Origin of the sequence: Nocardiopsis sp. ATB16-24 (genome assembly GCF_030271535.1) — a bacterium.
Lineage (GTDB): Bacteria > Actinomycetota > Actinomycetes > Streptosporangiales > Streptosporangiaceae > Nocardiopsis.
In genome coordinates, this window is record NZ_JASCXJ010000001.1 from 408,333 (window position 1) to 427,793 (window position 19,461).

Genomic DNA, 19,461 nt, shown 5'->3' on the forward strand with positions numbered 1-19,461 from the left:
TACGCTCGGATGGTGTCCTCCCTGATGCCTCCACCCACAGGTCCCGAACCGGTACCCGGTGCCGTCTTCGACGAGATGCTGCGCGCCGCCAGGGCACTGCTCGCCGTACGCCATCCTCTGGACGCCGAACTGGCCTTCAGCGAGATGATCGGCGCCTGGTGGGGAGAGCGGGTCCCGGGCATGGACGTCGAACGCCTTCTCGGCGAGGGCCTGATCGCGCATGCCACCGCCTCGGGTACCTCCGCCGGGCTCGGCGTGCTCGCGGCGGTCGCCGCACTGGGCACCTCGACCACGCAACGGAGCCTGGCCGAGCAGGGGATGATCGCGCTGCGGGAACGCGGACTCCAGGTGCCGGACTGGGCCTGCCAGCTCGGTGCGGTCACTCCGGTGGCCGCCTACATCAGCGGTGACCAGTTCGGCGACACCGACGACGTGGTGTGCGTGTTCGGACGTGGCCACGACCCTCACGGCGGCCGGGACCCTCTGTCGCCCGAGCACGCGCTCATCCTGGTCCTGGACCACAACAGCGGCGGGGTGCTGCGCGACGCCTGGGTGACCACCAAGGTCGAACGGCTGTTGGAGCAGTGTCGACGCAGGGCCGAGACGGATGACTTCGCCCGGTTCTCCCCTCTGGAGCTGACCGAGGCCCGAACGCTGTTGTCCTGGGCGTTGGAGCGCACCGAGCAGGCGGTGGCCGACACCCTGGCGGACCGGTCCGCGGGGCCGACCGTGGAACTGGTCGGAATGAAGGCCGCGGACCTGACCGGTGGTTCGCTGGCCACGCATTTCCCGCTGGCCAACGCCCGAGTGCGGGCGCTGCCCTCCCCTCCCCTTGGTGAGAAGACCTCTCCCGTCCCCGCCTGGCGACGCGACCGCCGCGCGGTGTTGGCCGCCCGCTTCCTGGCCTCCGACGAGGCGGCCGAGCTCTCCGACTCCTACGCCGCCAGCCGTTGTACCGACCACATCATCGCGCACGGCTGCGATGTGGACAGCGGTCGGCCACTGCGGGTCAGCCCGCGCAAGGTGGAGTCGTTCCTGTTGCACTGGCTGCCCGGCCGGGTGGTGCTCCTGACCGAGGAGCAGGAGGCCATGCCCCATGTGTTGGCGGCATGGGTGCGCTGGGCGGGTGCGCGCAGCGGACTGCCGGAGGTGGCGGTGGGCGCGACGTTGGACGCGGTGTGGGAGTCCACCGCCGAGTTCCATCGCATCTACCGTGATCCGGCACGCCCGCTGGGGTTGCGTCAGGAGGCGATCCGCAGACTGCTGCCGGACGGGGACTTCGCCTCACTGGCACGACGGATGTTCGCCTTCCCTCTGCTGGCCAGCGAGCTGGTGACGTGGGCACCGGAGGAGTTCGACCCCCACACCGCCCGAGGCCGCAGGGCTCTGCTGCGGCTGGACCACTACGGCGAGTACGAGGCCTCCACTCCGCACAGTGGCCGGCACTCCACCGGCCAGGACCGGTGGTACCGGCCGTTGACCGGGAACGACCCCCAGCGCGAGCGCGAACTGGACCGACACGAGCGACTGGCCAGACGGTTGTGGTACGGACAGCCCGCGAATCTGTGGACGGCGGCGCGCAGGATGTTGGACCGGGGCGTGGACCGCCCCAGGGTACTGGCCACGCTGGGCGAGGTGCTCGACTCCGCCACCAGTGAGAGCGATCTGCGCCGCCGCCTGGACGCGCTGTGAAACCTACCCTGTCTCAGAGGGCGTCAGGGGACGGGTCCGCCGCCCGGACCTGATCCGTGCGGCGGACACCCGAGAGACCTTCCACGCCGATCCGCCGTGTCCGTGACCGGTTCGACGGCTCTCGACCAACCTAGACCAGCATGCGTTCGCGCAGCCGTTCCACGGTGGCGTGGGAGACGCCGAGACCGTCGGTGACGTAGCCCTCGAAGGAGCCGTGGACCTCGTCGATGTGGGAGAAGGACGTGTACAGGTACTCGGCCCGCACACGCGTCACCGGCATGACGTCCTCCCACGCCAGGCCGCTCTTGGCGGCCAGCGAGCGCATCCACTTGTCGGTGTTGGCCTGACGCTCGTTACTGGCCAGGTAGTCGGCGACGATGCTCTGCCGTTCCACGCCCAACAGGCTGAGGAGGAGGGCCGCCCCCCACCCGGTGCGGTCCTTGCCCGCGGTGCAGTGGAAGACCAGGGAGGTGGGGCCCTTGGCCGCGCGTTCCACCAGGTCACGGTAGCCGTTGAGGGCCTCGGCGTCGGTGACCAGCTCACGGTAGACCTGGTGCATGAAGCGTTCGGCGGCGCCGTCGGAGAACATCCTCCGGGCCTTCTCGGGGTCGGTCAGCGCCAGGGTGAAGCCGGCTCCGACCGTCTCGGGGTCCTGCACCGGCACGACCGCGTACTCGGCCCCCTCGGGCGTGACGTCCGGCAGGGTCTCACGCTCGTGGGGGGTGCGCAGGTCGACGAGCTGCCGGATGCCCAGGCCGTTGTAGACCGCCAACTCGTCGGCGTCGATGGCGTGGAGGGCGTCGGAGCGGTACATCAGACCACGGCGGACGGTGCGGCCCGTGGCCGTACGATGGCCGCCGAGGTCACGGAAGTTGGGAACGCTGGAGAGAATGAAGCCGTCGTTCGTCACGTCCGTGACGATACCCAAGCCGCCCGCGCAAGGCCCACCGACCTGCGTTCGGGGGGAACGACGGCCGGTCCCGTCGCCGTCAGGAGTCCTCACGCATGGCGGTGATCTGCTCTCCCGCCTCCTTGACGTCCTTGACGGTGTCCACCCCACGCCAGAACCCGTCGATACGGTAGGCGGTCAGGCGCCCCTCCTTGGCCAGGTCGGGGAAGGTGGAGGACTCGTGGTCCCCCTTGGCGGGCAGCAACGGGGTGATACCGGGCTCGAACAGGTACACGCCCGCGTTGATCCACACCGGCAGCAGCGGACTCTGGGTGAACCCCTCGATCCGGTCCTGTTCGTCCACGTCCACGACGCCCCAGGTGGTGCGGAACCGGGCCAGGGCCAGGGTCGCCAGCCCTCCCCTCTCCCGATGGTGGGCGGCCATCTCGTCCAGGGGGAACCAGGTGAGCACGTCGCCGTTGAGGGCGAAGTAGGGGGCCTCCGGATCACGTAGCCCCGTGGAGGCGTAGCGCAGGGCACCGCCGCGTCCGAGCGGCTCGTCCTCCACCAACAACGTGGTCTCCGGCCCGCCCCGGCTCGTCTCCAGGTGCTCTCGCAACACCTCGGCCCTGTAGCCGCAGGAGACGACGACCTGTTCGACACCGTGGCTCGCGAGCCACTCCAGTTGGTAGTCGATGATGGGCCGCCCGGCCACCTCCACCATCGCCTTGGGCCGGGTGTCGGTGTAGGGACGCAGGCGTGTGGCCTGGCCGCCGGCGAGGATGAGCGCCTGGGTGACGGGGGACACGGGTGAGGTAGCGGTCATGGTCGGGACACTAGCAGCACGCGGGGGCGGAGGTGGAGGAGGAACGTTCCCATCGGAGACCCCTACACCTGCTGGGTCGCCTCGGCGTAGGCCTTGCGCACGTCGGCGCTGGTCACCACCGTGAGATCATCGGCGGTCGCGGCCTCCCCCAGCTCCTGGGACACGCGCAGGTCCCGGTGGGAGCACGCCTTCTCGAACAGCGAGCGGGCGAAACGGCCGTTGCCGAGTTCGTCGATCCATCCGGCCTCGCACACGTGCGTGAAGATGCTGCGCAGATCCTCGCGCGCGGTGTCGTCGAAGGCGTCTCCGGTGCGCGCGGCCACGGTCCGGGCGATCTCCGTGAGTTCGTCGGGCGTATAGGAGGGGAAACGCACCCGGACGTTGAAGCGCGAGGACAGTCCGGCGTTGGAGGCCAGGAAGCGCTCCATCTCGGCCGGATATCCCGCCAGCACCACCACGAGCCGGGAACGGTCGTCCTCCGCGCGTTTGAGCAGGGTCTGGATGGCCTCGGCCCCGAAGGCGTCACCACCGCTGTATCCGGGGTTGACCAGGGAGTAGGCCTCGTCGACGAACAGGACGCCGCCCAGCGCCCGGTCCACGAGCCTGTTGGTCTTGACCGCGGTGGCCCCCAGGTGTTCACCGACCAGGTCCGCGCGCTGGGCCTCGACCACGTCGGCACGACCCAACAATCCCAGGGCGGCGAAGACCCGGCCGAGTACACGCGCCACGGTGGTCTTACCGGTGCCCGGCGGACCGGAGAACACGAAGTGTCGCATGGGCGCCTGGTTGAGCAGGCCCTGTTCCTCACGGAGCTTGGCCACCCGGAGCTGGGCGACGATGGAACGGACCTGCTCCTTGACCGGCTCCAGGCCGATCATGGCGTCCAGCTCGGCCAGCGCCTCCTCGATGTCGGGGGCCTCACCGAAGCCCGGTAGGCGGGAGGTCAGTTCTCGGTAGGCGGACTCGACGTCGGCGGCCCGGACGGTGATGAGGTCCTCGGCCTCGGGTCGCGGCGCCGGCGTCCCACCGTCGACCCCCGCGGTGACCACCCGCACGTCCCGGGCCTGGGAGGCCTTCTCGACCACCGAGCGCGCGAAACGGCCGTTGCCGAGCTCGTCGATCACCTGACGTTGGACCACCTGGTCGAACCTCCGCCGCAGCGCCTGGGCCGCCTCGGCCTCCAGGGTGTCCCCACGTTGGCGGACGAGGGACTCGGCGATGCGCGACAGTTCGTCGGAGGAGTAGCTCGGAAAGTTGATACGGGTGGCGAACCGTGAGGCCAGGCCCGGGTTGGAGGAGAGGAAGGAGTCCATCTCCTTCTCGTATCCGGCCAGGACTATGACAAGGCCGTCGCGGTCGTCCTCGGCGCGTTTGAGCAGGGTCTGCACGGCCTCGTTGCCGAAACGGTCGGACTGGCCGTCGCCCTCGTTGACCAGGGAGTAGGCCTCGTCGATGAAGAGGACGCCGCCCAGTGCGCGATCGATGAGTTCGTTGGTCTTGATGGCGGTGGCGCCCAGGTACTCCCCCACCAGGTCCGCGCGCTGGGCCTCGACCACGCGGGAGGTGGGCAGCAGACCGAAGGAGTGGAAGATCGTGGCCAGCGTGCGGGCGACGCTGGTCTTGCCGGTACCGGGCGGGCCGGAGAAGACCATGTGGCGCAGGGGACGTTCGACGGGGAAACCCGCGTCGGCGCGCAGCCGGGCGGCCTCGATGGAGGCGGCGATCCCGCGTATCTGCTGTTTGACCGGGTCGAGCCCGATCATGTCCTCCAACTCGGCCAGGGCCTGGTCGACGGGAACCGGCTCGTCGTCGGGGGCCTGTCCCGAAGCCGACCGGGCGGGGCGGGGGACGGCCTCCGAGCGTCCTCTCAACGCCCGGTTCCGGTCTCCGGCGTCTCCGGGGCCGCCGGAGGGGCCTGGTCTCTCGACCGGCCCGCCCTGGCGGGAGACGGGCATGGCCCTGTCGGTCTCCCGCCGGTTGTTCTCACTCTCCCTGACGATCCGACGAGACGCCGAGAGCCGCCACAACAGACAGGCTCCCGCCGCGAGGTAGAGCAGGGCCACGCCCCAGGAGGCGTCGAAGGCTTCGATGACCAGCCCGGCCAGGGCGAGGGAGAACCCGGCGATGAGTCCGGCGGTGAGAGCGAGCGCGGTGGTATGCCACACGGGGAACTCGCGGACCCGACCGGCGGCCGACACGACCGCCAGGGGCAGCGGCAGGATCATCAGGGTCACGGGCTCGCCCGTGAGGGGGATCTGGAACAGGGGGACGGCCACGGCGAGCCAGAGCACGCACACCATCACGGTGACGAAGGCGTCGACCGAACGCATGAGCGCGGCCAGGACCACCAGGAGGACGAGGGTCCCGGTGACCGCGCCCAGGACGGGAAGGCCGGTGAGGAAGGCGAGGACGGCGACCACGGTGAGCAGCACCAGGGCACAGACGAGCCGTCTGCCGAGTGGGATCCGGTGGTAGAGAGCGCGCAGACGATCGAGCCCCGAGTCCTGTCCCGGCTCCGCGGCGGAGCTCATCTCACGGGTCACCTCTGCCCCTTCCTGCGTTGGGGGTCCGTGGGCGGTCTCGGCTCTCCTGACCGGCGGGGAGCGGGGGTACGGGGTACCGAGGGGCCGACACCCACAGCCAAAGCCTTGCCCCTCGTGGGTCCGATGTCCAGTGCGGGGCGGCGTGTCGTTCCTCCGCGGACCCGCGCGCGGAGGGTGAGGTGGTTCCCCTCCCGGAGGGGCGGACGCCGTGTCCTGGCAGGTCACAGGAGGGAGATCTGTCCGCCGGAGACGGGACGGACCTTACGCAGGTGCCTCCACTCGGGCAGATCGTCAAGATAGGCCCAGCTCATCCTGTGGTGTGGGGTCGGGCCGTGTTCGGCCAGTGCCGCACGGTGCGTGGGCGAGGGGTACCCGGCCGCGCGCTCGAACCCGTATCCGGGGTGCTCGGCGGCCAGCTCGGCCATGAAGGAGTCACGGTGGACCTTGGCCAGGACGGCGGCGGAGGCGACGCTGACACACGTCAGGTCGCCCTTGACCTGGGTACGGACCCGCCAGGGTCGGCCGATGAAGTCGTGTCCACCGTCGAGGATGACCGCGTCGGGACGCGGGGTGAGGGCCTCCAACGCACGGCGGGAGGCCCGTCGCAGGGCCTCGGTCATACCGACCTCGTCGATCTCCTGGGGGGAGGACCATCCGAAGGCGTGGTCGGCCACCCAGGGACGCAACCGCTCGGCCAGCTCTCGGCGGCGCACGGGTGTCAGCCTCTTGGAGTCGGTCAGACCGGCGGGAGGTTCACCCTCACCGGAGACGGCCGCGCAGACCAGGAGGGGGCCGGCCCAGGCACCGCGCCCCACCTCGTCCACACCGGCGACCACCCGCGCTCCCGAGGAACGGAGTTCCTCCTCCAGTTCGTAGGTGGGGGCGGTCGGTGGTGCTGCTGGTGAGGGAGTGGTCGACACGCCACCACCTTAAGCCGTCCGGCCTCCGCCCGGTCCCGATCGGGGAACGAACAGGCCCCTGGTGGAAATCTCCCTCCCAGGAACCCCGCAGTGGGACTGCTCACACGTCCGACGTGTCCGCTGCCCGGCGCGGTGGTGGTGACCGACCTTCCCGGAGCCTCCTCCCCCGGGCCACTCCCCTCCTCGATGCGGGAACGTCGCTGGTCACGGCGGTGTGCGCGCCGATACGCGTGAGCGTCGAACGACGCTCCCCCGGCCTCCTCGTGTCGTCGCCGGCGACGGACGTACCGCAGCGGGCACGACACCGCGGGGCACCCGACGCGCACGGGAAAGTCCGCGACGATTCGTCACACCGCCCCAAGCACTCCCCGCCACTGCTCTATCCTGTGGAGCGGGCCGTACCACGACGGCCTTTTCGACTGTGACGCGGCCCAGTGGCCCCTTTCGCCACCTCTACTCCAGGTCAGCGTCTCCACGACACGGATTCGGTGAGGGGAACACCATGTCCGCCGCAGCTTCCGGCCCGGACCCTGACGGGTCCATGGCCAAACTGATCGAGATCGCGGAGAAGCCGACCCTCGGCCAACGCCTCATCAGTTGGGCCTCGCGCCCGCCTGGACGGCTCTACATCCCCGCGTGCGGGGTGATCGGCCTGGCGTTGCTCTTCGAGGACAGCGTGCCCGCGGGGCACCTGCCCACGTTCGTCCTTGGTCTGGGGGGCGGCCTGCTGTTGGCGGGTATGGGGGCTCTACGTCTGGGGATCGCGCTTGCCGTGGCGCGTCCGATGATCCGCCGTTACTGGCTGCGCTGGGTCTCGGCGCCGTTGATCGCCGCGGCGGCGCTCGGTCTGGCGGCGGCCGACGTCCCCTTGCAGGCGAGGGTGCAGGCCTCCGCCGAGGAACTGCTCGCCCTGCGCCAGGACGCCGACGACCTCACCACCATCCCGCTCAACGGCCAAAGGGCCGGACTGTACTCGCTGCACAGCATCTCGGTGTCGGAGGGCATCACGCACTACGCGGTCGAGGGCTCGGGGCTCTTCGCCCCCTCCGGTCTCGCCCACAGCACCGAGGAGATCCCCGAGGGCGTCTTCGTCCCCGGCCAGGGGTCGAAGATCTACGAGCACGTGTCAGGCGACTGGTACGTCTGGGTGGACCACTGACGAACCGGCCGGAGGCGTTACGGGGTGCCCCCTTGAGGCGGCACCCCTCGTGATCGTGATCCGGTCCCTACGGCGGGAGGGGACCAGGGCCGTTCCCGGCCCCGGTCCCCTCCCGCTCCCGTCCTCGCGCACGAGGACGAAGATCCTCTCTAACGGCGGCGTCCCTGCCCGCCGTAGCCCTCACCGCGCTCGAACTGCTGTCGCATCGCGGTGTCCTGCTGGTTGCGGTACTCCTCGGCCATCTGCTGCTGACGCCCGGCCGCCGCTGCGACGGCTCCTTGCGCCGACTCCAGCACGTCCTGCGCGTCGACCGCCGACTCTGCCCGTCGGAGCCGCGCGGAACCGCCGTCCATCACCTGTGGAAGCAGCTGTGCGGTGAGCAGAGTCGACAAGGCCGAGCCGTCCCCGGAACCGCTCTCGGTCTGCACCACCACGGGGCGCGGAGCGCGTTCGGCCAGCGCGGCGCCCACGTCCAGGCGACGGCGGGCCAACTCGTACTCCAGCACCGCCCGGTTGTCCCGGTAGGCGGTGGCCAGACGCTCCTGGGCCTTGGCCTCGTTCTCCGCGGCGACCAGGTCGGCCCGGCCTCGCGTCTCGATCTCGTAGCGCACCCGCTGGGCCTCGGTCTCCTGCTCCTGCAACATCTGGGCCACGTCCTTGCGCGCCTTGTTGAGGGAGGCGTTGACCTCGACGATCTTCGCGTCGCGGGTCTTCTTGGACCGCTCGATGTCCATCAGCAGGGTGTCGATACGACGCTTGCGGGTCAGCTCCCACTCCTGCTCGTAGGCCACCAGCTCCTTGGCGACCCGTTCCCGTGTGGCCAGGTGCTGCTGGTACTGGTTGGGCAGCTGCACGTCGGGGATGTTGCAGCCGGTGATCCGCACACCGTACTTCTCCAGCTGGTTGTTGAGCAGACGCCGCATGTCCTCGACGTTGGAGCCGCGCAGGTCGTAGGCGGACTCGGTGTTGACCTGACGGCTGCGCTGGCGGATGGCGTCCTGCACCGCACTGGACAGCACCAGGTCGAAGTTGCTGGCACCGATGATCGTCACGAACCTGATGGGATCGATGATCTGGAACTTGAGGAAGAACTCGATCGACTTCAGCGGCACGTTCTCACGTGTGGGGCAGGCCAGTACCGGAGCCGTGTAGGGGATCTCGGTACGGGTGTCCACCACGAAGTCCACCCTCGACCACGGGTGCCACAGGTAGTGGCGTCCGGGGCCGATCGCCTTCACGACCGCGCCGTACTTGGTGAGGACGCCGTGCGTGCCCTCCTCGATCTCGACGATCGAGCCGCGCCACCACAGCAGGCCGGCCACCACGACACTGATCACGCCGACCAGCAGGGTCGGGATGGCGAGGAACGTGTAGACGGTGCCGGCGACGACCCCGCCCACCGCACCGTTCAGCGCCATCATCAACGCCGAGCACAGAGCGAACAGACCGAACCAGACCAGGATCATCCAGCGCAGGCCCCGGTTGTCGCGCGGGATGACGACGGGGACGATCGCGCCCTGGTCACCACCGCGCAGCAGGCTCGCCAGGTCGCCCCAGGAGGCGAGGGACTCCTTGATGCTGGAGCCTCTTCCGACGTTCACGGGCTGGCTCATCTACTGACCTCCCTGGTTCTGTCCGGGCTGCTGGGGGCCGCTCTGCGACCACGGCGGCAGGGGCTGTTCCCCGTACGACGGGGCGTCGTGTCGCTCCGGCCGCCCGTACGTCTCCTGACCTGCCTGGGAGGCGTCGGAGAGACGTCCGTCGATGGCCTCCTCGGACACCGACTGGCGGATCTCCTCCACGAGGTCCTCACCGGGGTCCTCACCGTCGCTCCGCTCCTTGTCCGGGGCGTCGGCGTCGTCCACCAGTGCACGGATCTCCTGTTCCCGCTCGGTGATACGGCCGCGGATCTCACCCAGCCGAGAGCGGATGGCCTCCATGTCCTCCTGCGAGAACAGGGCGGTGTCGGCTTGACCGATGATCTCCTGGGCGATGCGCAGGTAGTCCACGCTCGCGGAGTCGCCCGACCCGATCCGCAGCACCTGGGGCAGGGAGTCGGCGACGGCCTCCAGCTTGTCCAGGAGGTTCTGGCGGAAGCGGTAGTTGAGGATCTCGGGCGCCTCGGCGGCACTGACCGCGCGGATGTCCAAGGCCTGCGCCTGGAGGAGGGCCGCGTTGGCGTTGGCCTCGGACTCGGCCTCCACGAAACGCTGGCGGGCCAGCGACCGGGCGCGGTTGGTCTCCCTCTCCAGGGCGGTGTCCATCTGCGCCTGGTACTGGGCGATGTCGGCCTGGATCGCGGACAGGGTCTCGTTGAGGGTGGCCAGCTCCTTGTTCAGGTCACCCTCGTTCTGCTCCTTGCGCAACTGTAGCTCGTACTCGAAGGTGTAGGCGTCCTTGGCCACGCGCACCATCTCCGGCGCGGCCAGGTCCATCCGGTACTCCTGGCTGGAGGGCTCGGCGTGGGTGATGTTGGCGCTGGTCAGCTCCACGATCCCGCTGAACTGCCGGTTGAGCTGCTCCAGCAGGCTCTGGGTGTTGTCACCGACCATGTCGTAGATGCCCGAGGCCTCCTGGTCGTAGATGAGGCTCCGGGTGGTCTCGCTGATCGCGTTGTTGAGCTTCTCCTGGAAGCCGTGCACCCCGCCCAGCGTGTAGACGAAGTCGGTGGCGTTGACGATCCTGAACTGCACGAACAGGTCGATGGAGGCCTGTACGCCGCTCTTGGTCGGAGCCGAGCGGATCGGCGCGTTGAAGGGGTACTCGCGGGTGGTGTTGACGATGTAGGAGACGCGCTTCCAGGGGTTGAAGAGCGTGACCCGGCCGGGCTGGTAGATGTTCTCCATCTTGCCGAAGCGGGTGACGATGGCCTCACAGCCCTCCGGCACCATGACCATGCCCTGGCGCCACCACATGAACGCGGCCACCGCGAGCGTGATGATCCAGTAGTGGATGCCGAAGAAGGGATGGATCAGCGGGTTTCCGCCCGCGATGGCCTGCGGGACCAGCAGCGTGACCGCTCCGAGCAGGCCGAGGGCCACCAGCGCGATGGCCGGGAGCATCGTCACGAAGGTACGACCCCGAGGGATCACCATGGGACAGATGACGTGGACCGGACCACCGGAGCCACGCTCGTAGTAACTGCGGTTGATCGCCTCGCCCGCGTTGTTGAGGGAGGTGCTCTTCTGCTCGATCCGGGTCCCGACCGAGTCGCCCTGTTCACGGGCGGCGATGAAGTCCCTGGGGTCGAGCCCACCGCCTTCGGTGGCCTGTTGTAGTGCGTCTGACACCGCCTTGCGCGGGTCGCCCCCTTGGGCGACGGCGCCGGCCGCGCTGCGCACGGTCTGCGCGAACGACATAGGCATGAACTCCTTGTCGGGAGGTTCGGGGAACTATCGACTTCGACGCCGCGTATCACGGTCCGGTTCCTGGGGGAGGCCGTTCACGTGGCCAGACGAGCCGTAGTGGACAGACCAACCTTGACATGAGAGACGACCGAAACCCAGAGGTCGTGTCCCGAGCGTGACCAGGAGGACCGAGGGAGAAGTCCAGGTCGGTGAACACGGAGAGGGGCACGGCGTCGGGCGCCGTGCCCCTCTCCTCGTCCTCGACGCCGCTGACGCGGCGTGCTCATGCGGAGTATGCGGTCTTTCCCGAGCCGCCCGAGCGGCCATCCTCGATCCGGTAGCGCTGAAGCCCGCCCGCCTCCCGCGAGGGCGAGGGTCTGCCGGGTGGCGGGCCCTCGCTCCACGGCGCTCCCTGGGAAGGACGCCCGGGGTCAGCTGCAACCGCTGGTGGCCCCGCACCCCTCACAGGCGTAGCAGCTGCCCGACGGACGCATCTTGGTACCGCAGGTCATGCACAACGGCGCGTCGGCGACGAAGCCCTTGTCCTCCATCAGCTCGGCCGTGGAGTGGGCGCTGGTGGGCCTCTCCGCCGTGGCGGGCCTCTCCGACTCGGCCGGGGCCTCCTCCGACCGGGTCTCGCTGGTGGCCGCGGACTGGGCGTAGGACTCCACCTGAGCCGCGACCTGGGCCGGATCGTCACCCGCCACCTGGGCCTCACGCTCGGAGGCCGAGAACACTCCCAGGGCGGCGCGGTCCTCGTAGGGCAGGTAGTCCAGGGCCAGACGACGGAAGATGTAGTCCACCACCGACTGGGCCATGCGGATGTCGGGGTCGTCGGTCATGCCCGCGGGGTCGAACCGCATGTTCGTGAACTTCTCCACGTAGGTCTCCAACGGCACCCCGTACTGTAGGGCGATGGAGATCGCGATGGAGAAGGCGTCCATCACCCCGGCCAGGGTCGATCCCTGCTTGCCGAGCTTCATGAACACCTCGCCCAGACCGTTGTCCGGGTAGGAGCCCGCCGTGATGTACCCCTCGGCACCACCGACGGAGAACGACGTGGTCTCGCTCGGACGCTTCTTGGGCAGGCGACGCCGGACCGGACGGACCACCTCGACGACCCGCTCCTCGGGCTCGGCCTTCTTCTCCGTCTTACCGCTGGAGAGCGGCTGGCCCACCTTGCAGTTGTCACGGTAGACCGCGAGCGCCTTCAGTCCCATCTTCCAGCCCTGGAAGTAGATGTGCTCGAAGTCCTCGACCCCCGCCTCCTCCGGCACGTTCACCGTCTTGGAGATCGCACCGGACAGGAACGGCTGCACGGCGGCCATCATCCGCACGTGCCCCATGGGCTCGATGTAGCGGCGGCCCATCGCGCAGTCGAACACCTCGTAGTGCTCGGGCTTCAGGCCGGGCGCGTCCACGATGTGGCCGTTCTCGGACACGTACGCCACGATCGCCTCGATCTGCTCGTCCTGGTAGCCCAGGGTGCCGAGGGCGCGGGGGATGGCCTGGTTGACGATCTGCATCGAACCGCCGCCCACCAGCTTCTTGAACTTGACCAGCGAGAAGTCGGGCTCGATACCGGTGGTGTCGCAGTCCATCATGAAGCCGATGGTCCCCGTGGGCGCCAACAGACTCGCCTGGGCGTTGCGCCATCCGTTGCGCTCGCCGATCCTCAGGCACTCGGCCCACTCACGGGTGGCCGCGGAGTGGATCGGCTCCTCCAGGGCGCCCACGGTGCGCAGGTCGTCGTTGGCGGCGGCGTGCTTGCGCATGACCCTCTTGTGGGCCTGCTCGTTGCGCGCGTAGCCGGCGTAGGGTCCGACCACCCCGGCCAGCTCGGCGCTGCGCCGGTAGGCGGTCCCCGTCATCAGCGAGGTGATGGCCGCCGCGACGGCGCGCCCACCGTCGGAGTCGTAGGCGTGACCGCTGGCCATCAGCAGGGCGCCCAGGTTGGCGTAGCCGATGCCGAGCTGGCGGTAGGCGCGGGTCGTCTCGCCGATCTTCTCGGTCGGGAAGTCGGCGAAGGTGATGGAGATGTCCATCGCCGTGATCACCAGCTCGGTGAGCCTGGTGAAACGCTCCACGTCGAAGGTGCCGTCCTCGCGCAGGAACTTCAACAGGTTGATCGAGGCCAGGTTGCAGGAGGAGTCGTCCAGCGAGAGGTACTCGCTGCACGGGTTGCTCGCGCTGATGCGTCCGCTCTCGGGGTTGGTGTGCCAGTCCTGGATCGTGCCGTCGTACTGGATCCCGGGATCGGCGCACTCCCACGCGGCCCTGGCCATGCGCCGGAACAGCTCTCCGGCGTCGACGGTGGCCACGACCTCGCCGGTGGTACGGGAGGTCAGGCCGAATTCGGAACCGGTCTCCACCGCACGCATGAACTCGTCGGAGACCCGCACCGAGTTGTTGGCGTTCTGGTACTGGACGCTGAACATGTCCTCGCCGCCCAGGTCCACGTCGAAACCGGCGTCGCGCAGGGCACGGATCTTGTGCTCCTCACGGGCCTTGGTCTCGATGAACTCCTCGATGTCGGGGTGGTCGACGTCCAGGACGACCATCTTGGCCGCCCGGCGGGTCGCGCCGCCGGACTTGATGGTCCCGGCCGAGGCGTCGGCACCGCGCATGAAGGACACGGGGCCCGAGGCGGTGCCGCCGGAGGAGAGCAGTTCCTTGCTGGAGCGGATACGCGACAGGTTCACACCCGCGCCGGATCCGCCCTTGAAGATGATCCCCTCCTCCTTGTACCAGTCCAGGATCGACTCCATGGTGTCGTCCACGGACAGGATGAAGCACGCGCTGACCTGCTGGGCCGACGTGGTGCCGACGTTGAACCACACCGGGGAGTTGAAGCTGAACATCTGGTGTGCGAGGGCGTACTTCAACTCGTGGTCGAAGACCTCGGCGTCCGCCTCGGAGGCGAAGTAGCCGTGCTCGCGCCCGGTCTCGGTGTAGACGCCGACGACCCGGTCGATGAGCTGTTTGAGGCTCCACTCGCGTTCGGGGGTGCCGACGGCGCCGCGGAAGTACTTGCTCGCCACGATCTGCGTGGCGTTCATCGACCAGGAGGTGGGGAACTCCACTCCGCGTTGCTCGAAGTTGACCGTGCCGTCGCGCCAGTTCGTCATGACGACGTCGCGGCGCTCCCACTCCAACTCGTCGTAGGGGTGTACACCGGTCGAGGTGAACACCCGCTTCATCTTCATCCCCTTGCGGCTGTTCTTGCCCTTGCGCCCCGTCGGGCCGCTGGCGGTTTCCGTCATCGCGGAGTCTCCCCCTACCTCGTGTGCACGGACTGCCCACCGTGCGCGGCGTCCTTGTCGTGGGGTGGCCGGATTCGAGCGTGCCTCACCCCGTGTCCGCCTCCCGGCGGCGTCCGGCCCGCGGTCCCTTCCCGACCGCGGGAAGGCACTTCCGGGTGGTGTCGTTACCGGTCGACCTTCTCACCGAGGGGGTCCTCACCCTCGGGCTTGCGGTCCCTGCGCAGACTGGCGATCTCGGCCTCGAAGTCGGCGAGGCTCTCGAAGCCGCGGTAGACGCTGGCGAAGTGCAGGTAGGCGACCTCGTCCAGCTCTCGCATGGGGCCCAGGATCGCCAGGCCGATCTCGTGTGCCGGGATCTCGGCCACGCCGCGACCGCGGATCTCCTCCTCGACCTGCTGCCCGAGTTTGGCGAGCGCGTCCTCCGAGACCGGGCGGCCCTGGCAGGCCCGACGCACCCCGGCGATGATCTTGGCCCTGCTGAAGGGCTCCGTGACCCCGGAGCGTTTGGCGACCATCAACAGGACGGTCTCCTGGGTGGTGAACCTGCGCTCGCACACGGGGCAGGACCTCCTGCGCCGGATGGCGGCTCCGTCGTCGGTGGACCTGCTGTCGATCACCCTGGTGTCCGGATGGCGGCAGAACGGACAGTGCATCCTCGTTCACCTGCTTCTTTCACCGAGCGACAACCCGCAAGCACCACTAAACCACAACCTCTGGGCGGTTTCATCTCTTCAAGCCCCAGATGTTGTGGTCGAATCTAGAGATCGAACCTAGAGGTCCGCGTCGCGCGACGCAACCCGGCACGCGACACGCCCCCGGCGCGACATGCGCCCGGGGAGGACGAGGCGTGATGACTCCGATGCCTTCGGAGGAGGGGGACGGTGCCCTCGGGCCTGTGCGGGGACGCCCGGCACCGCGGTACAGGATAGCGCCGCGGACGAGCGGACCCACGGGCGAGGACGGCCCGCGCCTCCGCACCCCGCGACGCCCACGGAATTTCGGCCGACCCGCCACCCGACGGGGGACCTTCCGCATACCGCCGATCCTCGTCTCACGGACACGTGTTCGCGCATTCGGCGTACAACTCCACGTGAGCACGTGTACACACATAAGAGCAGGTCGGAAATTGGCCGCGAAAAAGCGTCGCGCAATTACGCCGACCTCGAACGCTTGTTTGATATCACCGTGTGCAACGACTAAAGTTGGCGGTGATTTCACACCGGTTCCACCTCCCGTGGACCCCAGGTCGGCGCGGTCGCGAGCCGGTGGTGGTCAGTCACACAAGCAGGCCCTGACCGAACCGAATGCCGAGGAGGCCCGGCCGTGCCGGAGGAGAATCCCGGAACCGAAGACACCGCCACCGTGCTCACCGCAGTGGAGAATGACGGCGGGTCCACGCCCGAAGCCCCCAAACTGACCGCGCGTCAGCAGAGCGTGCTGAACTGCATCCAGCGCTATGTGCGCGAGCGGGGTTTCCCCCCGTCCATAAGGGAGATCGGGGAAGCGGTCGGTCTGTCCAGTCCGTCCAGTGTGGCGCACCAGCTCAAGGTGCTCCAGCGCAAGGGCTACCTGCACCGTGACCAGAACCGGCCCCGCGCCGTGGAACTGCGCACCCCCGGACGCGCCGGCGGACAGGCCCTGAGGCCGGAGGACATCGACCCCTCCCGCGCCGCGGCCGTGCCGCTCGTGGGCCGGATCGCCGCCGGTGGCCCGATCCTGGCCGAGGAGGCGGTGGAGGACGTGCTCTCCCTGCCGCGTCAACTGGTGGGCGAGGGTCGTCTGTTCATGCTCACCGTCGTCGGCGACTCGATGATCGACGCGGCCATCACCGACGGAGACCTCGTCGTGGTCCGCCAACAGCCCGAGGCGGACAACGGCGACATCGTCGCGGCGCTGCTGGACGAGGAGGCGACCGTCAAGGTGTTCCGCCGTGAGGAGGAGGGCGGTGTGTGGTTGTTGCCGCGCAACGAGGCCTACGAACCGATCAACGGCGACCAGGCCACCATCCTGGGCAAGGTCGTGGCCGTGATGCGTCGCGTCTGAGCGTGGCGGACGTCCCGGTCCGTGCCCCTCGGACGGGCCGGGGCGCCCCCCGCGTACGGACACGCGCAGCGGCCGGCGGTCGTCCTGTGGGGCGACTCCCCGTCCGCCCGTCGGGGCGGCGTCGCCGGACGGGGGCGTGGGGAGGGCCTACCGGGCCGCTAGTCTGAGGGGGTGTTCACACCTGCCTCCTCGACCGCTCGCCGGCGCACCGCCGTGGTCGGCGTGCTCGCCGCCGTCCTGTTCTCCACCTCCTGCGCCCCCTCCGAGGACCGCACGGTCGAGGCTCCCGGTGTGGGCGGTCAGGAGCGGGAGGTGACCTTCGAGGGCGGCGGACACGAGGTGTCCGCCGGCTTCCGGTCGCCGGAGAACGCCTCGGGGACAGTCCCGGGTGCGCTCATCATCTCCGGCAGCGGTCCCACCGACCGCGACGGCAACAGCCGTCTGCGCCCGGAGGCCAACACCAACCAGAACCTCTCCCGCGTGCTCGCCGACACCGGGGTCGCCTCCCTGCGGTACGACAAGTACGGCAGTGCCCCGGACTTCGAGCCGCCGGACTCCGACGACCCGGTCGATCCACGGATCTTCGACGAGCAGGTCGTGGCGGCCTACGAGGAGCTCATCGCCCAGCCCGAGGTGGACCCCCGACGGGTACTCGTCGTCGGGCACAGTGAAGGCGCCCTCTACGCGCTGCGCGTCCACGAGCTCATCGGCGAGAACCACCCCTCCCCCGCGCTGGTGCTGGCCGCGCCTCCCGGCACGCGTTACCTGGACCTGGTCGACCGACAGGTGACCGAACAGGTGCGTGTGGCCGAGGCCCAACAGCAGATCGGGGAGGGGGAGGCGGTGAGGCTGCTCTCCGACGTCCGCACCGCGCGGGCCATGATCAGGGCGGGGCGTTCCTTCCAGGACTCCGACGTCCCGCAGGGGGGCGTTCTCGGACTCTATTCGCCCGCGAACACGGACTTCCTGGCCTTCATGGACTCCTTCGACCCCGTGCGGCTCGCCGAGGACCTGCCTCAGGGCACGCCCGTGCTGGTGCTGTGGGGCGAGGACGACGCCCAGGTCTCCCGAGAGGACGTGGACCGGTTGATGACCGGCCTGGACGAGGCCGAGCGCGTCGACATCGCCGACACCGACCACATCTTCCGCTATTACGCGGACCAGCCGGGTGCCGCCGTCCTGGACGCCGAACGTCCCTTCGCCGAGGAGGTCGCCCCCGCGTTGGAGGAGTTCGTGGACGGGCTCTGGTGAGTACCGCTCACTCCGACAACGCCTCCAGCACCGACAGGGCGAACTGTTCGGCTCCGGCGTTGATCCGCTCCTCATCGCCCGAGGTCCTGGCGTCGTACCCGGCCGCCACGGTGTAACAGGCCTCCAGGTACAGGTTGGACACCCGGGTGCCCACGCAGGAGACCGTGTAGGGCTCGCCCTGGGTCCAGGTCACGGCCTCCTCACCGATCCCGTCCAGTTCGCGGGTGTCGTGCTGGGCCGTGGTGGAGCGCAGGTTGTCGGCGGCCGTCGCGATGCCGCCCGGGTCGGGTGCCGCCACGGCCACCAGCGTCGCGACGCCGGGGACCGACTCTCCAGGGCCTCCCGGAGTGGCCCAGCGGCACTGGTGGCCCGAGCCGAAGGGTTCCTGTGGACCGCCGATCGGTTCCTCGACCTCCAACTCGTGGCCGGGGACCAACTCCTCCAGGACCGAGGTCTCGGCGATGTCGCACTCGGGCGCGGAGGCGAAGTCACCCGCCTCGGCGACTTCCCGGTTCACCGCGTATCCGACCGCTCCCGCCGCGAGCACGAGCAGTCCCAGTGCCACGGCGACGACCCCGACGGTGGCGCACCCCCGGCTCTGGGGCTGGACCGACGGCACCACCTCGGGTTCGGGAGGACGTGGCCCCCACGCGCCGGGAGGTCCCTGGGAGGGTGGGGGAAGAGGAGGCCGTACCGGCCAGGAGCCGGTGTGCCACCCGTCCTGGGGGTGCCGTGCCCCCGCCTCGTGCGTCGGGCCCGGCCCCTCGGGCCACCGCCCCTGTGGTGTCGACCGGGCTGACGCCCGGTCCTCATGCTCCGACCACGGGGAGGAACGGTGTCCTCCGGGCTCCTCACGTCCTTGGCCCGGCTGCTGCCACGGACGCCCCGAGCCGGGGTCCCGGTCGTTCACAAGGAGCCTCCGAGCCGCTCGGCGAACTCCACCACCAGGTCCCGCGCCTGGTCGAAGTCGACCGGTTCGGAGTCGGACGTCCCGGCATAGGCCACCCGTACCACCAGGTTGTCGACGGTGAAGGCCAGTTCCGCGGTGCCGGGCGCCTGCCCTCGCCACACTCGACCCCGCCCCGAGGGCAGGTCCACCGATTCGCCCCGCACCGGGACCAGGGCGTCGTAGGCCTCCCCCGCCCGCTGCTCCCCGGAGATCGGTTCCTCTCCGGTGACGTCCGTGAAGCGGACGGACAGGTCCACGCGCAGCACCCCCTGGGAGTCCTCGGCCAGGCCGACGGAGGACCATGAGCACACCGTGTTCTCGCCTCCCGCGAGAGGACCGCGCTCGGAACTCTCCGGTACGGCGTGGGGCACCAGGGAGGCGACGAGTCCGGCCGGGACCACCTCGCACGTGGGGGCGGCGGTATGGACGTCACCGGGGTCGGGAACGTCCGGGTCCTCCTTCGCCAGCAACAACCCGCCGCCGATCGCGACCGCGGACAGCACCACCGTGCCCGCCCCGATCACCGCCACACGTACGAGGGGCCCCACCCGGCCACCGCCTCCCTGTCAACCACCGCGC

14 protein-coding genes are annotated in these 19,461 nt (G+C 69.6%); 4 read left to right on the plus strand and 10 right to left on the minus strand.

The window, feature by feature from the left end; all coding sequences use genetic code 11:
- The first annotated feature begins 75 nt into the window (after nucleotides 1-75).
- Complete coding sequence (locus PFX91_RS01655) at nucleotides 76-1,692, plus strand: hypothetical protein (RefSeq protein WP_285728971.1); 1,617 nt, start codon at nucleotides 76-78, stop codon at nucleotides 1,690-1,692.
- Between the two features lie 130 nt (nucleotides 1,693-1,822).
- Here PFX91_RS01655 and PFX91_RS01660 read toward each other — a convergent pair whose 3' ends face one another.
- The 4 genes from PFX91_RS01660 to rnhB form a co-directional block, all read right to left on the minus strand.
- Nucleotides 1,823-2,620 (minus strand): tyrosine-protein phosphatase, encoded by a 798-nt coding sequence (locus tag PFX91_RS01660; protein WP_285728869.1) that lies wholly within the window; start codon nucleotides 2,618-2,620, stop codon nucleotides 1,823-1,825.
- Nucleotides 2,621-2,681: 61 nt separating this feature from the next.
- Nucleotides 2,682-3,407, minus strand: a complete 726-nt coding sequence (locus PFX91_RS01665; protein WP_285728870.1) for a nucleotidyltransferase family protein — start codon at nucleotides 3,405-3,407, stop codon at nucleotides 2,682-2,684.
- A 62-nt stretch (nucleotides 3,408-3,469) separates the two neighbouring features.
- Nucleotides 3,470-5,950 carry an AAA family ATPase gene (locus PFX91_RS01670; RefSeq protein WP_285728871.1) on the minus strand — a complete coding sequence of 827 codons (2,481 nt, stop codon included), beginning with the start codon at nucleotides 5,948-5,950 and terminating at the stop codon, nucleotides 3,470-3,472.
- A 221-nt stretch (nucleotides 5,951-6,171) separates the two neighbouring features.
- Nucleotides 6,172-6,870 (minus strand): ribonuclease HII, encoded by a 699-nt coding sequence (rnhB, locus tag PFX91_RS01675; protein WP_285728873.1) that lies wholly within the window; start codon nucleotides 6,868-6,870, stop codon nucleotides 6,172-6,174.
- Between the two features lie 502 nt (nucleotides 6,871-7,372).
- Here rnhB and PFX91_RS01680 point away from each other — a divergent pair.
- Nucleotides 7,373-8,029, plus strand: a complete 657-nt coding sequence (locus PFX91_RS01680) for a hypothetical protein (protein WP_285728874.1) — start codon at nucleotides 7,373-7,375, stop codon at nucleotides 8,027-8,029.
- Nucleotides 8,030-8,178: 149 nt separating this feature from the next.
- On the opposite strand, the gene PFX91_RS01685 is transcribed toward PFX91_RS01680, so the two are convergent.
- The 4 genes from PFX91_RS01685 to nrdR all read right to left on the minus strand — a co-directional run bounded on the left by PFX91_RS01685 (nucleotide 8,179) and on the right by nrdR (nucleotide 15,292).
- Complete coding sequence (locus tag PFX91_RS01685) at nucleotides 8,179-9,642, minus strand: SPFH domain-containing protein (RefSeq protein WP_285728875.1); 1,464 nt, start codon at nucleotides 9,640-9,642, stop codon at nucleotides 8,179-8,181.
- The gene (locus PFX91_RS01690) at nucleotides 9,643-11,388 is read right to left on the minus strand and encodes an SPFH domain-containing protein (RefSeq protein ID WP_285728972.1); all 1,746 of its coding nucleotides are present in this window, start codon (nucleotides 11,386-11,388) and stop codon (nucleotides 9,643-9,645) included.
- Nucleotides 11,389-11,807: 419 nt separating this feature from the next.
- Nucleotides 11,808-14,639, minus strand: coding sequence for a vitamin B12-dependent ribonucleotide reductase (locus tag PFX91_RS01695; protein ID WP_285728877.1), 2,832 nt, complete (start codon nucleotides 14,637-14,639; stop codon nucleotides 11,808-11,810).
- 164 nt (nucleotides 14,640-14,803) lie between these two features.
- Nucleotides 14,804-15,292 (minus strand): transcriptional regulator NrdR, encoded by a 489-nt coding sequence (gene nrdR, locus PFX91_RS01700; RefSeq protein WP_285728878.1) that lies wholly within the window; start codon nucleotides 15,290-15,292, stop codon nucleotides 14,804-14,806.
- A 670-nt stretch (nucleotides 15,293-15,962) separates the two neighbouring features.
- Here nrdR and lexA point away from each other — a divergent pair.
- Nucleotides 15,963-16,682, plus strand: a complete 720-nt coding sequence (gene lexA / locus PFX91_RS01705; RefSeq protein WP_502888228.1) for a transcriptional repressor LexA — start codon at nucleotides 15,963-15,965, stop codon at nucleotides 16,680-16,682.
- A 171-nt stretch (nucleotides 16,683-16,853) separates the two neighbouring features.
- Nucleotides 16,854-17,933, plus strand: a complete 1,080-nt coding sequence (locus PFX91_RS01710) for an alpha/beta hydrolase family protein (RefSeq protein WP_285728879.1) — start codon at nucleotides 16,854-16,856, stop codon at nucleotides 17,931-17,933.
- A gap of 7 nt (nucleotides 17,934-17,940) precedes the next feature.
- Here PFX91_RS01710 and PFX91_RS01715 read toward each other — a convergent pair whose 3' ends face one another.
- On the minus strand, nucleotides 17,941-18,552 hold the full coding sequence (locus tag PFX91_RS01715) for a hypothetical protein (protein ID WP_502888229.1): 612 nt from the start codon (nucleotides 18,550-18,552) through the stop codon (nucleotides 17,941-17,943).
- A 287-nt stretch (nucleotides 18,553-18,839) separates the two neighbouring features.
- Nucleotides 18,840-19,430, minus strand: coding sequence for a hypothetical protein (locus PFX91_RS01720; RefSeq protein WP_285728882.1), 591 nt, complete (start codon nucleotides 19,428-19,430; stop codon nucleotides 18,840-18,842).
- Nucleotides 19,431-19,461: the final 31 nt, after the last annotated feature.